This is a genomic window from Ignisphaera sp. (assembly GCA_038735125.1).
Classification (GTDB): Archaea; Thermoproteota; Thermoprotei_A; order Sulfolobales; family Ignisphaeraceae; genus Ignisphaera.
The window spans coordinates 235,761-250,400 of sequence record JAVYNU010000001.1; the positions used below are offsets into that span (position 1 = coordinate 235,761).

14 protein-coding genes are annotated in these 14,640 nt (G+C 38.4%); 9 read left to right on the top strand and 5 right to left on the bottom strand.

Going from position 1 to position 14,640, the window contains the following annotated elements; translation table 11 throughout:
* Positions 1-10: 10 nt before the first annotated feature.
* Together QW284_01340 and QW284_01345 are read left to right on the top strand one after the other, a co-directional pair.
* Entirely contained in the window at positions 11-775 is a 765-nt protein-coding gene (locus tag QW284_01340) for a P-loop NTPase (GenBank protein ID MEM0338318.1), read from the top strand.
* The gene (locus QW284_01345; protein MEM0338319.1) at positions 772-1,266 is read left to right on the top strand and encodes a hydrogenase maturation protease; all 495 of its coding nucleotides are present in this window, start codon (positions 772-774) and stop codon (positions 1,264-1,266) included. The genes QW284_01340 and QW284_01345 overlap by 4 nt, the downstream gene beginning before the upstream one ends.
* Before the next feature lie 10 nt (positions 1,267-1,276).
* Here the strand turns inward: QW284_01345 and QW284_01350 are convergent, their stop codons facing one another.
* Positions 1,277-2,425 (bottom strand): NAD(P)/FAD-dependent oxidoreductase, encoded by a 1,149-nt coding sequence (locus QW284_01350; protein MEM0338320.1) that lies wholly within the window; start codon positions 2,423-2,425, stop codon positions 1,277-1,279.
* A gap of 198 nt (positions 2,426-2,623) precedes the next feature.
* Between QW284_01350 and QW284_01355 the strand changes: the two genes are divergently transcribed.
* Entirely contained in the window at positions 2,624-4,354 is a 1,731-nt protein-coding gene (locus QW284_01355; protein MEM0338321.1) for a DUF4910 domain-containing protein, read from the top strand.
* Between the two features lie 108 nt (positions 4,355-4,462).
* Here QW284_01355 and QW284_01360 read toward each other — a convergent pair whose 3' ends face one another.
* Complete coding sequence (locus QW284_01360) at positions 4,463-5,206, bottom strand: HesA/MoeB/ThiF family protein (protein MEM0338322.1); 744 nt, start codon at positions 5,204-5,206, stop codon at positions 4,463-4,465.
* A gap of 122 nt (positions 5,207-5,328) precedes the next feature.
* Here QW284_01360 and QW284_01365 point away from each other — a divergent pair, with 122 nt between their 5' ends.
* The 5 genes from QW284_01365 to QW284_01385 all read left to right on the top strand — a co-directional run bounded on the left by QW284_01365 (position 5,329) and on the right by QW284_01385 (position 9,356).
* Positions 5,329-6,927 (top strand): serine--tRNA ligase, encoded by a 1,599-nt coding sequence (locus tag QW284_01365; GenBank protein MEM0338323.1) that lies wholly within the window; start codon positions 5,329-5,331, stop codon positions 6,925-6,927.
* Between the two features lie 7 nt (positions 6,928-6,934).
* Positions 6,935-7,615, top strand: a complete 681-nt coding sequence (locus QW284_01370) for an orotidine 5'-phosphate decarboxylase / HUMPS family protein (GenBank protein MEM0338324.1) — start codon at positions 6,935-6,937, stop codon at positions 7,613-7,615.
* 68 nt (positions 7,616-7,683) lie between these two features.
* Positions 7,684-8,025 (top strand): metal-sulfur cluster assembly factor, encoded by a 342-nt coding sequence (locus QW284_01375; protein MEM0338325.1) that lies wholly within the window; start codon positions 7,684-7,686, stop codon positions 8,023-8,025.
* 57 nt (positions 8,026-8,082) lie between these two features.
* Entirely contained in the window at positions 8,083-8,685 is a 603-nt protein-coding gene (psmB, locus tag QW284_01380; protein ID MEM0338326.1) for an archaeal proteasome endopeptidase complex subunit beta, read from the top strand.
* A gap of 14 nt (positions 8,686-8,699) precedes the next feature.
* Positions 8,700-9,356 carry an endonuclease V gene (locus QW284_01385; protein MEM0338327.1) on the top strand — a complete coding sequence of 219 codons (657 nt, stop codon included), beginning with the start codon at positions 8,700-8,702 and terminating at the stop codon, positions 9,354-9,356.
* Here the strand turns inward: QW284_01385 and QW284_01390 are convergent.
* The 3 genes from QW284_01390 to QW284_01400 all read right to left on the bottom strand — a co-directional run bounded on the left by QW284_01390 (position 9,339) and on the right by QW284_01400 (position 13,372).
* The gene (locus QW284_01390) at positions 9,339-11,327 is read right to left on the bottom strand and encodes a molybdopterin biosynthesis protein (protein ID MEM0338328.1); all 1,989 of its coding nucleotides are present in this window, start codon (positions 11,325-11,327) and stop codon (positions 9,339-9,341) included. The two genes, QW284_01385 and QW284_01390, sit on opposite strands and share 18 nt — an antisense overlap.
* Positions 11,309-12,526, bottom strand: a complete 1,218-nt coding sequence (locus tag QW284_01395; GenBank protein ID MEM0338329.1) for a molybdopterin molybdotransferase MoeA — start codon at positions 12,524-12,526, stop codon at positions 11,309-11,311. The genes QW284_01390 and QW284_01395 overlap by 19 nt, the downstream gene beginning before the upstream one ends.
* A gap of 147 nt (positions 12,527-12,673) precedes the next feature.
* The gene (locus tag QW284_01400) at positions 12,674-13,372 is read right to left on the bottom strand and encodes an endonuclease III (protein ID MEM0338330.1); all 699 of its coding nucleotides are present in this window, start codon (positions 13,370-13,372) and stop codon (positions 12,674-12,676) included.
* A 173-nt stretch (positions 13,373-13,545) separates the two neighbouring features.
* On the opposite strand from QW284_01400, the gene QW284_01405 reads away from it, so the two are divergent.
* Positions 13,546-14,640, top strand: coding sequence for a glycosyltransferase family 2 protein (locus QW284_01405; protein MEM0338331.1), 1,095 nt, complete (start codon positions 13,546-13,548; stop codon positions 14,638-14,640).

Consider the following 14,640-nt stretch of genomic DNA (forward strand, 5'->3'; position numbering starts at 1 on the left):
TGTGGTTGATATGACAATAGACCCTAGGACAGCTGCTATAAAGAAGAATTTAGAGAAATTTGATGCATTTGTTGCTGTAATGAGCTCTAAGGGTGGAGTTGGAAAAACATTTTCAGTAGCTGTACTAGCCTACATACTAGCAAATAATTATGATGTTACTGTCTCTCTGTTGGACATGGATTTAACAAATCCAACTCTTCACATGGTTCTAGGTCTAGATATGAAAAGTATTAAAATAGAGGAAGAGAAGGGTATAAAACCATTCAAAGTTTCTGCAAAAACAGAGTTGATGACCATGGCATACTTTGTACAAGAATCTTCTATACCTCTTAGAGGAAAAGAGATTGAGAATGCTGTTAGAGAGATCCTCTCCATAACTAAATGGAATGGCGACATACTTTTCATTGACATGCCACCAGGGTTCTCAGATTCCCATCTCGAATTCCTCCGATTGTTTACATTATCTAAGACACTGATAATCCTGATTACAACACCCCAGCTGTTAGCACTCAAATCTGTAGAAAAACTTGCAAACAGTCTACTACAAGAGAGGGCTCCTATTACTGGCATCATGGGTAATATGTGCATGGATATGTCCGAGACCGAGAAAATACGTAAAATGGCGACACAACTCAACTTAGATTATCTTGGTTGCATACCATATATAGCCGATATTGAGAACTACTACGGATCTAGGCTGGCTGAAATAATACATCGTATTGAGCCATCAATTAAAAGAGCTGTAGAGGTTATTGCTAAGCGTGGTAAAAGATGATAAAAAAGCTTAGTGTTAAAGATGCTTGTGAGTTTCTACGCAATATAATATCATCTAAGTATTTGATGGTGTGCATAGGCACATTTCTAAGAGGAGACGACAGGGCTTGTTTAGAGTTTTGCAACCTTCTCAAAAAATACAATATCTATGATAACATTGTTGAATGCGAATTTGGCTTAGAGAATTGCGTATATGAAGTTAAGGAGAGGAACTCTAATAATATTGCTATTTGCGATGCTGCAATCTCAAATTCTATTGAACCCGGCTTTATTGTTTCACTCGATTTGGAGGATGTTAATGAGGATGTCGTTTTTACATCAACGCATTCAATCCCATTAACACTCTCAATAAAATTACTTAGAGAAAACATTTCTAAGGGCGACATCAAGCTCTTTGGCATTGTTGTAGAGAACCTCGATTTTGGAACAGAGCTAAGCCCTGTGGTTTCAAAAACAATCAATGAAATTATAGATTGCTTAATGAAATCCTAGGTAATTTACACTAATATTCAAATAACTTGTATAGTTCTAGCAAAATGTTTGCCAACACCTTTTCATGTTTATCGAAATACTCTAGATTTTTTGCCTCGAATTCAATAGTTCGATGCCTTGTCAATAGACTTATAATACGACCGTATATTGAATTGGAAATGGTTTCCCATAAAAGCTTCTTTATGTAGTATTGTTTTCTAAGCTCTTTAGCCATGTTGTATAAACTATTCACAGCTTTTCTATCCTCTCTAATGATCAAATCTGATAACATTTTTGATGTAGAAGATATTGCATATAGACCTCCCCCACTAATGCTCTTTACCATAGCCACTGCATCTCCTATACAAATACTTTTACCTTTTTTACTAAAGAATTCAATGGGATAGCCTATTAGTACATTACCTCCATAGAAACTGCTGACATGCTCTTTTACATCAACCCCAACTGTGTTGCTGAAGAATTTGACAACCTTTGTGTATATAGCTAATGATGGAAACCCCTCACCAGCATAGCCTATAACAGCCTTTCCATCGCCGAATGGCACAAGCCATGCAAACCCATAGCCAAATATATGCGGATCTATGTAAATATATAGAGTGTGTTCATCGAGCAAAGCTCCTCTTATAACATAATCCCTTTGAATTGCATGCAAGGAAGTAGAAAAGGATTTGCATCCAATTTTTGCTGAAAGCGTACCAGGGTAGCCTTCAGCCACAACAACTTTGTCAAAGAGTTGTCTTTTAGTCGTAGCATTATTTCGATCATAAATCTCCACCTCGGTGCCGGCAGATTCTTCATTAATTTCCAAGACTGTTGACATGGGATTTATTGGCACGCCCAACTCTTTTACATGTTGAATCAATGCAATTTCATGTGCATATCTATCGATTTTATAAGCAACAAATCCTCTAAAACGAATATTGATTTGCGAAATCTTTCCATGTATACTGAGATAGAAAGCGACTTTATTGTATCTGCTAACAACAAAGTTGTTTGCATATGGCATATTCTCCAATGTAGACCTTGATACAATACCTGTACAATGCGCTCTTGGAAAGCTATCTCTTCTTTCAAATATGGTGACATTAACACCTTTTGTTATTAAATGATATGCTGAGAGCAAACCTGAGATTCCTGCTCCAATAACAGCCACATCCATTAAAATCATCTCTGTCAACAACTTCCGTTGTAAACCAGAGATAAGAGGTTAAGAGATTTAGCTTTATTCTATTGTAACCCCAATTGATTTAATAGCAACAATTATATTGCAGATTAAAGCAACTTTCATTACAATATTTCAAGCAATAAATAAACCATATTATGTAATGTCTAAAAACCGCACTCGAGGGATTAGCATATGAAGATAATCGATATGGCGTCAACCCTAGCTGGTAATTTTTCCATTATCGAAATGAAAGAGATTGTAACTACGTTAGCTAAGTTCCACAGGATACAGGGATCTGATGAGCTTAGATACGCTGCAGAGTATATCTATAGCACCTTGAGGCAGCTCAGCACATTTGATGTAAAAAGACATGTTTTTTCATATGGAGAATCCTATGGTTTACACGATCCAGTTGTAGGGTGGAATTTAAGTAAATGCGAAGCTGAAGTTGTGGAACCTACACATATACTTCTCTCATCATCTCTCTACACCAAAAATTGTGCTGTTGCCCATTCCCCGCCAGGCACTGTGGAAGGCGAAGTAATCTACGTGGGCAAGGGCGATAATGAATCTCTATTGAATGAGGATAAAGTAAGAAACAAGATTGTTCTAAGCTATGGTAATCCATATATTGTCTACACAAGATTTTCAAAAGCTGGTGCCATAGGGTTCTTATTCTATAAGAAGGGTATCAACGACTCGGCTACTCCATACCTAACACTTTTTCTTACACCAGCTGAGGCATCAAATTATACAGCCCCTGCTGCTGCCATACCGAGAAAAAACGTCAACAAGATTCTGTCTTATTTAGAGAGAGGAGAGAAAGTTGTTGCGAGAATAGATGTTGAATCCAAGTTTGTGGCAAATGCTGACATAGTTGTGGTAGAGGCATCACTCAACGATAATGATTACAACGAGGAGATGCATATATTTGCTCATTATTGTCACCCCAGCCATGAGATAAATGACAATGTAAGTGGAGCAGCAACATTAATGGAAACAGTTTTATCTTTAGACCGGCTGATTTCCAAGGGCCACATAAAGCACATTGCTAAAAAAGGCATATCTTTTTTATGGTTCCCAGAATACTATGGTACACTACCATTTCTTATGAAGAGGGTTCTTGATGAGGAAAAACACATCTCTTTTGGAATAAATCTAGATATGATTGGCGAAAAACAAGAAATAACTAAATCGACTCTAAATCTCATACTTCCACCCTACTTCATCTCGAATCCTATATATGAATCACTCATAACAAAGATACTAATCGATGTACTATCAACGAGCAACCCATCTTTCAACAAAGTGGCTAATATCATTAGATATAGATTCGATGTACTACCATACGAAGGTGGTAGCGACCATGACATATACCTGCAATTCTCAATACCATCAGTAATGCTGAACCAATGGCCTGACATATATTATCATACAGACGAAGACGATATACACAAATTTGATTTTGAAATTGCTAAAGCAATTGGAACTTCGATAGGTGTTTTCTCGTGGATAGTACTAGCTGATTTGCCAAAAGAATCTTTTCTTGATGTGTATAAAGGTTTCAGAAATGGGTATAGCAGACTCAAGCTATGTGACACAAATAGCAATTTGCAAGTCGAAAGCTTTGGGAACAATCATAATGAAAAATATGTGTATGTAGGACCTAAGGGTGTCCTAAGCCTAAGATATATAATGCGAAGACTTCACAACAAGCTTGAAGAAATAATGAAGCTGACAGAAGACGATTTTACAAACTTCTTGCTCACAAGATACATACCGTTACTACTTATGATCAAACCACGTACTATAGATGAAATAAGAGAAGGTATTTGGAATGAATACTGCAAAGACGTTGACCCTAGAACACTATGGAAGATAATCAATATATTAAAAGAGTTGAATCTTGTGAAGCCTATTTGATATGTGAAGGATTGTTGCAGATCATTTTCTCTTTAATTTTCAAGATGAATTAGAGGCAAACACCTTAATTAAGATGTTGCTCTTCATTGTAATCTGATACCACTAGCTCTAGGAAATGCTGCCACATACAGGGCAACGTGGATTGCGCTTGATTTCTATGCTTCTAAACTCCATTGAGTAGAGATCTACTATCAGAAGTCTGCCGTAGAGAGGGTGACCAGTATTTGTAATGAGTTTTATTGCTTCGGCTGCTTGTAGAACTCCTAAAGCACCTGGTGTAACACCTATAACGGGCAGAGGATTTCTAACATCGCTTCTTCTGGTTTGTCTTAGAGGTCTTATGCAGTGTAGACACGGTGTTTTGCCTGGTATTATTGTTGTGATTTGTCCATACCATCCCTCTACACCTGCATGAATCAATGGTTTTCTGTACTTGACACAAAGCTCATTTAAGAGAAGTCTGTCATCCCAGTTATCCAATGCATCTACAACAACATCGGCTATTTTCACAATTTCCTCTCCGAATTCTCTGTCAAATGCTCTATTGTAACACTCCACTCGTATTCTAGGATAGATTTCTTTAATTTTCTCACACACCACCTCAGCCTTGGGTTTTCCAATATCAGAATCTTTATATAGAATCTGCCTATTGAGATTGGACAACTCTACATACTCCTTGTCAACAACTATTAATCTACCAACACCTGCATAAGCTAGATATGTTAGCACCACTGAGCCAAGTCCACCAGCACCAACAACTAGAACAGTTGCATTTTTCAGCTTCTCCTGCCCCTCTACACCAAACAGTCTTATCTGCCTATCATATCTAGAAATCTCGTATCCATCTAACATATTTCCACAGCCCGTTGTCCACAAAACCTTTTTTACAGGGGTATTTGGTTTGTTATTCATCATAGCTTAAATTTTTATTACGTTTCAACAAAAATTGAAATGTTGTATCTATGTGATAGTACATGATTTTTGTTGGGACGCTTGAAATAGTATTTAATAAACCTTTAAGTAATGAGATGGCCAAGGATGTTAAAAATCTAGTTGAATTTCTCAATAGAGACTATCTTAAGAGGGGGGCCAAGAGGCCAGAAGATGCTGCAACAATAAAAGAGTATAGCATATCATCAAATATTATATCAATGAGGATAGAGACGGGCAGTAGGGTTAGACCAGACGAGGCCTCGCTTCGTATAAAAAATGCTTTTGCAAATAATCTAGGGCCTAAGTACAAGATCGGCGTTCGTGACATTATTTTAAAGGATGTTAAAATAGTTATAGAAGGTAAGATTAGCATATCATTGAGGCTACCATTTATTCGGAACATTAGCGTAGAAGGAGACAAGAGTGTAATTGAGCTCTCAGAGCTTCATGAAGAAGATTTGAAGAAGCCTCTATTTCTGCGCCTAATCAGATTAATAGAGGAGAAGGAGAAGAGAGTAAAATGGGGTGGAAAAGCTGAGCACTGGATTCTTATAAAAAGCAGTGGTACCAAGATTGAAAAGCCTATAGCTGAGGATCCAAATAAGATCCTAGAGGATATCGGATGGATAAAGAGGATGAGCATAGGACAGTGGCTCTATACACCACCAATAACACATCTTCTAAATGCTCTCAAAAAACTGTTTTTAGATGAGGTTGTAAAACCACTAGGCTTTCAGGAAGCCATATTCCCAAAGATGTATCCACTTGAAGTTGGCTTGAAAACAGGCCATTTAAGGGGCGTTATAAACTCCATGGTATTTGCTTCACTGCCAAGAAGCTATGATATTTCAGAATACGAAGAGCTTATAGATAATATGTATGTAATGGATGAAATTGATCCTCAAGAGCTCCAAAAATATTTGAGATCTCCATCCTATTTTCTATGTTTTGCTCAATGCGAGCCCTTCTACTGGTTTTTTGAGAACGAAATAGTCGACGACTCTACCCTGCCAATAAAATGGTTTGATATGAGTGGCCCATCATTTAGATGGGAATCTGGAGGAATACACGGTATTGAGAGGGTTATAGAGTTTCATAGAATAGAGGTTGTGTGGTTGGGCAAACCAGAACAAGTCATAGATATTAGGAATAAGCTTTTAGAAAACTATGAGAGGCTCATGGACAAGGTTCTAGATCTAGAATGGAGAATGGCGTGGGTAACACCATGGTTCTATGAGCAAAGCGGTCTTGTAGAAGAAGAGAAGAGAGAGATAAACATCAATGTGCCAGGAACAATTGACTTTGAGGCGTGGCTTCCATATAAAGGGCCTAGAGAAGATAATAAAAACTGGCTTGAAATAGGAAATATCTCTATTCATGGCACAAAATTCACAGAACCTTTTAGAATAAGGCACAACAAAGGCGAGACTCTTTGGACTGGTTGTTCTGGTTTTGGAAGTGAAAGATGGCTATTAGCCTTGCTTGCACAAAAGGGTTTTGACATTGATAACTGGCCTAAGAAATTTGTAGAATATGTTAAAGAGACCCCATTCCCGCAATCAATATCCACGGTGAGTTATCCAAAAACAAAAGAAGGAAAGTTGCTTCTAGAAAAGATAATGTCTCGATTCAAATGGTGAATAGAACATGGGTTTACTGTATCAAGAAGCTGTAAAAAGACCATTACTACAGGTAGCACTGGATCTCATAGATTTGAATGCGGCCATAGATGTTGCCATAAAGTCTGTGAATGCTGATGTTGATATCGTAGAGATTGGGACTCCACTAGTAAAATCCTTTGGATTGCATGCACTACGAGAAATAAGGAAGATTGCAAGAGAAAAAATTGTTTTAGCAGATCTGAAAACAGTTGATGCCATGGCCCTTGAATTCAATCCGTATGCAAATGAAGGTGCCAACGCTGTTACAATTCTTGGAATTGTAGAAGATGATATAATCAAAGATGCTGTAGAGCTTTGTAGGAGCCTTGGGGTAGACCTAGTCGTTGATTTAATATACGTTCAAAATCCTATTGACAGAGCATTTAGGCTGGCTAGCTACGGGGTGAATATAGTTAATCTACATATAGGTGTTGATGTACAGAGAAAAAGAGGTTTATCAGCAAAGCAATTACTACGTGAAGTAGAAGAGATATCGCAGAGCGATATTTTAGTGTCTGTAGCGGGCGGTATAAAACATGCTGATATAGATACATTCATTCAGAGTGGTGCAAAAATAATAGTGATGGGCTCTGCAATAACGAAAAGCCCTGATCCATATGAGGCTACTAAGAAAGCTGTTGAAATAATTAGAAAACAATATACATAGCGTTATAATGGTTAAAGTATTAACCCGATAAAGTCTCTAACTATCATTTTATAGGTGGGAAATTGCCGATGAACTCAGATGAAATGAAAAAGAAGGTAATAGATGTTTTGAGGAATGTTTATGACCCGGAGATACCAATTAATGTTTACGACCTTGGGCTAGTCTATTCGATAAACATTGATGGGAATAGAATAGATGTTACAGTAGGTCTAACATCTCCGTTTTGCCCAGTAGCGCATCTTGTTGCTAAACAAGCTGAAGATGCTTTAAAGAACGCATTTCCAGATAAAGAAGTCCATGTTAAATTGGATCTTGAAAAGGTCTGGAATCCATCAATGATGACTGAAGAAGGGAAGAAATTGTTTAAGATACTGTATGGTTACGACCCTTCCGAGCTCATTCAAAGGTAGCATTAACATTTTTATTAGAGCTATAGCTATAGAGATTCTTGTGCAAGGTGCTAAAACATGTCATATGAAAGATTAGTAACAGGTGCGACAGCTGTTGGCATTAAGACTGATTCTGGTGTGGTTCTAGGAGCTGAAAGAAGGATTAGTTATGGAGGGTACATTGTTAGCAGAGCAGGTAAAAAAGTCTTTAGGGTAGGGGATAGAATGGCCATGGCTGCTGCAGGGCTCGTTGGTGATATGCAGACATTGCATAGAATACTAAATGCTGAAATAATGTACAGAGAGCTGGTTACATCATCGAAAATAAGTGTTAGAGCAGCTGCTAAACTGCTTTCAGCGATTCTATATAGCTATAAGCTAATGCCATTTATATCTGAAATAATTTTTGGGGGATATGATGAAAATGGTTATCACCTCTATGTTCTAGATCCCGTAGGCTCTGTAATTGAGGATGACTATGCTGCTGTGGGAACAGGTGCACCAATATCGATAGGTATAATAGAAGCTGAATATAAGAAAGAGCTGGACCTAGAGAATGCAATGGAGCTCGCAATTAGAGCTATAAGAGCTGCTATATCAAGAGATGCTGTCTCTGGTGACGGTATTGATGTTATTGCCGTAACAAAGAATGGTGTAGTGGAGAAGAGCATAACTCTATAGCGCTGAGAACAGTAATGAAATTCCTAATAGAAAGCGCGAAAAAGGCACAGACATTTCTAAGTTCGCGTATCCTTATAGCCTCTCTGGGTATCGATATAAATAATATAAATGTTGTTGGAGGGGCTGACGTTAGCTACAAAAAAGATTGGGGCTGCGCAACAGTCGTGGCATATAACATTAAAAGTGATAGCATATTATCTTATGCAACATATTGCGACAAGGTTTCTGTACCCTATATACCAGGTTTCCTAGCTTTTAGAGAAGCCCCTTTGATAATCAAGGCCCTAAATAAATTGCTAAACAAAGTTCGCATAGAGGTTTTGTTCGTTAATGGTCATGGCCTTGCCCATCCAAGAAGATTTGGCATAGCCTCTCATATAGGCCTAGTATTTAACATGCCTTCAATTGGTATAGCAAAGAAATTGCTCTATGGAGACATAGTTTTACGCGATGGCAGAGAAGCTATAGTTGTCGAAAATAGTGTTGTTGGCTATGTTCTCACCAACAATTCGCATAGGATATATGTAACCATCGGCCATAGAATAACAGCTGATGAAGCAGCAAGCCTTGCTATGAGGACATGGAAAAAGGTTTATGCGCTACCCGAACCAATAAGACTGGCGGATGAAATATCGCGAAAAGAGGTTAGAAGATTAGCAACAGATCTTTGAACCCATATTTTCGGCTGCCTCATAACCTTTAAAACTATTTACAAGATCCCTTGCCTCTGAGCTGGCTAGAGCCTCAATGAATTTCTGTATAAACCTCTTTTCCAAGCTTCTAGCATTTATTGCGAAGTCATAGAGCTCCCAAGTCAGCGGTATGTAGTCCAGGCCATAGCTTTCAGCTGCATACTCGCTACAAATACCAACATCAGCCCTATTCTGGGCAATTGCAGCCGCCACACCACTATGTGTAGAAACCTCATACCAATACCCATTAACCCTTCTAGTTAAATCATTGAAGCCCAGCCCAAGTTGCTTGGAAAGATCCATAAACAGTTTGTCGATATATGCTCTTGTTCCAGAGCCCCTATTCCTGTTGACAAACCTTATATCATCTCTTAGCACATCATCAAATCCCTTAATGTTTTTGGGATTGCCCTTTCTAAACGCCAACACCAATCTTCTTTTATAACCTCTTACCAGAACTACGCTACTCTTTAATTTTTCATCGCTTTTTATGAATGGCATATTGTATTCGCCGGAAACATGATCAAAGAGATGAATTGGTGCAATATCTATGTAACCTTTCCTGAGAAGCTCAAGCCCCTTATAAGATCCTATAAAACTCAGAGAAGTTTTCTGAATTAAATTGAATTTAGATAGCAATACTGTTAACAATATATCGTGGCTTCCAGCTATCACAGCCTCTTTATCTCTTTCTCCAACTGGTATAATCTCTACCTCTTCTCCTTCTTCAATATAGTCCTTTTCCTCCCTCAGCACGGCTATGCCATCTGCTTTCAACAATGATGAGACGCTACCTGACGGAGCCGATAACAGGATCGCGTATCTTCTTCCACCAACAAAACTTAGAATTACTGGGACGTACCATGTTCTCCCAATGTCTTTTCTCACCTTGAATGTTGTTAAGGCCTTTATGAATTTAATTGACGGTTCCAAACCTTCAAGCCTTTCCAAGATAGGTCTGAGAAATGTTGCCGCAACTGTGAGTGCCGAAAGTGGGAAACCTGGTAAGCCAAACAAGAACTTACCCTCTCTTGTTACAGCTACAACCGTTGGTTTTCCAGGTTTTACCTTAAGTCCATGAACAATTATCTCCCCTAGCCTCTCAAATACCCTATAGGTCACATCTTCTTCGCCTGCTGAGGTTCCCCCTGATGTGACAATAACATCGTATTTACCTACCAAATCGCTTAGCACTGCATATACATGGTCTTCATTATCAGGTAATATGCCATAGTATTCAGCTTCGATACCAATAGACCTCAGATAAGATGTTACTGCATAGCCATTACTATCATAGATTTTTCCTACAGCCAGGTCCTTTCCAGGTGATTCCAATTCATTGCCAATAGATACAACCACGACTCTAGGCTTTCTATACACCTTGACATACTTGATTCCCAAAGCGGCTAAAACCCCTATCTCTAGATATGAGAGTCTAGAGCCTCTATGTAACACTATTTCGCCAAGTGCTATATCGCTTCCTGCATATGATATGTTCTCCCCCGGGAAAACACCCCTGTATATGGTTACCTCATCGTTTTCCCTATCAACGTACTCCTCCATTACAATACCGTCTGCACCCCTAGGCACAATCGCGCCAGTATCTATGGCAGCCGCAACCCCCTCGCCAATTTCGATTGAGGGGACATCGCCTATCGAGATTTTGCCTATTACCTTCAACTTCGCTGGATGGAGCTCATCAACACCCTCTACAGATTTAATGGAGACTGCATATCCGTCAACCTCAGATCTATCAAAAGGTGGATAGTCTATTGGAGCAAAAATATCTTCAGCCAAAACTCTGTTATAAGCATGGGATATATCTACAGTCTCTACACCAAGAGGTTTCAACAAATTTAGTTCTTCAAGTCTTGAAATAGCATCCTCGATGGATAGCAACGTATGGAATATCTTTCTTTTTTTATAATTCTTCACAATATTTTCACCCATATCCTATCACCCTTGTCAAAACCTTCAACATTTCTGGGAACAACAAGCAACGCATTTGAAATAAGTAGCGATTTTAATACTCCAGAGCCGTGGAGAAGCACAGGTTCAACGCATAATTCATCTCCACATTTCGATATCCTTGCTCTAACAAATGTATCGTATCCTATGGAGCCACTCACCTTCTTTGTTGCTGAGGCTGGAACCTCGACAAACATGTCATCAAGTATTCCTAGCGCTTTAAATAGAAAGTTGAGTACTATGACATTCAAAGCTATATATGCAGCTACGGGAAAGCCTGAAAGAAGGAAGATAGGTTTATTCTCTACAACAACTATAGATGTTGGCCTACCAGGCTTTATAGCAAGACCTCTTGTAATTATTATCGGATTTTTGCCGACATTAATAACAGCATTAAAGGTTTTATCTTGGTCACTAGGACCTGTGCCACCAGTAATCACCAAGGCTTGGTTTTCGTTAAGGGCCTTTAGTATTACATCCCCTATCTGCTTTTCATCATCTTTGATAATACCATACCATTTAGTGTTTATAAAATGATATTTTGAGAGGGTGGTTCGTACAAGTACTGAGGTTGAGTCAAGTATCAAGCCTTCTTCGTATGCTCTAATACCGTATGCTGGTTCCACAACCTCGGAGCCTGTTGCAATAACTCCTATAGAGACCTTTTCGAAAACCTTTATCTTTGTTATTCCAAGGGCCGAGAATATCGCTACATGCACGGGTTTTATTATTTCCCCTTTTGACGCTATCTTCTCTCCTGCTTTAATGTCTTCTCCTCTTCTAGAAACGTTGGCATATTTTGATAGTGGTCTTGTCACATAAATTGTGTTGTTATCCCTTGTAACATCCTCTATCATTACCACGGCATCGGCTCCTACAGGCATTTTCTGTCCTGTAACAACGGGTATTGCTTCATCACACGAGTTTAGTGTATCGCTAAACTGTATCTTCAATGGTATTGGATTGTGTGGAGAAGCTGATGACACAGCCTCACTACATATTGCATAACCGTCAACAGCGCTTCTATCAAATGGTGGAAGGTCTATAGGCGCATAAATATCTTCGGCTAGCACCATACCAACGGCATTATCTAATTCAACTTCTGTAAATCCTGGCTCTAACTTAACATGCTGTAATAGCAATTTCAAGGCTTCTTCAACGGACTTATACTGGTATGACATACCATCATTCCAGAGAGACTATGATCAAATCAAAACAGCTTCTTGTGCAACCAATATAAATTTATTTTTGGATAAACTTGGATTATATAGTTAAATGATGATGTAGCTGAGCTCTGAATAGTGATGTACCCGGATTGTCTGATACATTCATTTACCCAAATCAGCTTTTTTGTAGTAACTGCATAAATCTCTTAGCGCACACTCATTACATAGAGGTTTCCTAGCCCTACAGACTTTCCTTCCATGCTCTATCAACAAAATGTGCAATTTCATCAAAACATCAACATCATTATGAGTTTCTGAGACAACCCTCTTTCTTATATTCTCATAACCCTCATTTTCAAGTGCTAAACCCATTCTTGTTAAAACTCTTCTGATGTGAGCATCTATGGGAAATGTCGGTTTTCTTAGCACAGCTAATAGATACACATCAGCTGTTTTAGGCCCTACACCGCGTATTTGCATCAGAATTTTTCGTGCTTCATCAACATCTAGCATGGGGAGCTTGCTAACAATATCTTCATTGCTCTTGAACCACTTAGCTAATTCATATATTGTTTCTGCCCTTCTCTTGGCAATCCCAGCAACCCTAATAGCATTTATAATAGTCTCAACTGGAGTTCGAAGAACCCTTTCCGGTTCTATTATGCCATCAAGATCTCTTCTCAAATTGTTTAAAGCGCGCATAGCATTTCTATCACTTGTATTCTGGCTCAAAACAATCCCAATCAAAATCTCAAAGTGATTTATCTGATTATCTTTGGAAATCATATGCAAAACAATATATTCATCCTTATTCGGTCTATAGACGCTCTCTAATCTTTTTAAAATCTCGTATAAATTCATGTCCTAGACACAAAACCTTTCAGTAGTTAAATGATATAAATATGTTATATGCTATAATATTATAGAAATTAGCTGGGTACGTATTAGAAGCTAATTATTTTATTCATTTTTATTATACAAGCATAAAACAGATATATTTTTAGCGTGGAAACTCGATATATGAGGATAGAAATATGTCTAGGCAAATGATGTCAGTAGCAATAGTGGTTCCAACCTATAACGAAGTCGAAAATATAGGCATTCTGCTTGGAGAGATAAACAAGAATATTCCCACAGACGTTGATTATGAAATAGTGGTTGTCGATGATAATAGCCCTGATGGTACCTGGAAAAAGGCTATTGAGCTACTCAGAAACAACATGATTGTTGTTAGAAGAGTTGGGTTAAAAGGTCTTTCAACAGCTGTTATAGATGGCATAATTTTTTCTTCTAAGGAATATGCACTTGTGCTTGATGCTGATTTACAGCATCCGCCAGAATACATAAAAGATATGATTTCCGAGGCAAGAAAAACCGATGCCGATGTAGTAATTGGCTCGAGATATATGAAAGGTGGGGGTGTTGCTGGGTGGTCAAAAACAAGGCTACTAATATCTAAGACGGCAACACTTATAGCGAAGCTGTTTCTGCCATCGGTACGAAGGATATCTGACCCGATGTCAGGTTTCTTCATGGTTAAGAGGAGAATTGTTTTAGAGAATCTATCGAAGTTAAACCCATACGGCTTCAAAATACTTCTAGAGATTCTAGAACGATGCAACCCAAAAATTGTTGCTGAGGTGCCATACATCTTTAGACCACGAATCTATGGAAAAAGTAAACTTGGAACAAAAACTATAATTCAATACATTCTCCATGTAATGAAATTGAGTGGGTGGAGGCCATTCAAATTTGTGTTAGTTGGTCTAGCAGGGACAGTTGTTAACCTAGGTGTGCTACAGCTAATTGGCTTCCTATCCCCGCCACTCATAAACCAGCTATTTGCTGTAGGAAGCGCAATATCAATAGAAATTAGTATTATATTCAATTTTGTGCTCCATGAAATGTGGACTTTTAGAGATAGACGCTCGGGCAAAGCCATGACCCGCCTTGCTCTATTTCATATATCATCTGCCCCAAGCGCTATTGTACAATATCTTTCAGCTGTATCGATAAAATATGGCCTATCTATGAATCCTATTATAGCTCAGCTCATAGGGATTTTAATTGGATTTCCATTCAATTATATATTTAGTGAGCTTGGCATATGGAAAAGAAAATCGGTTTAG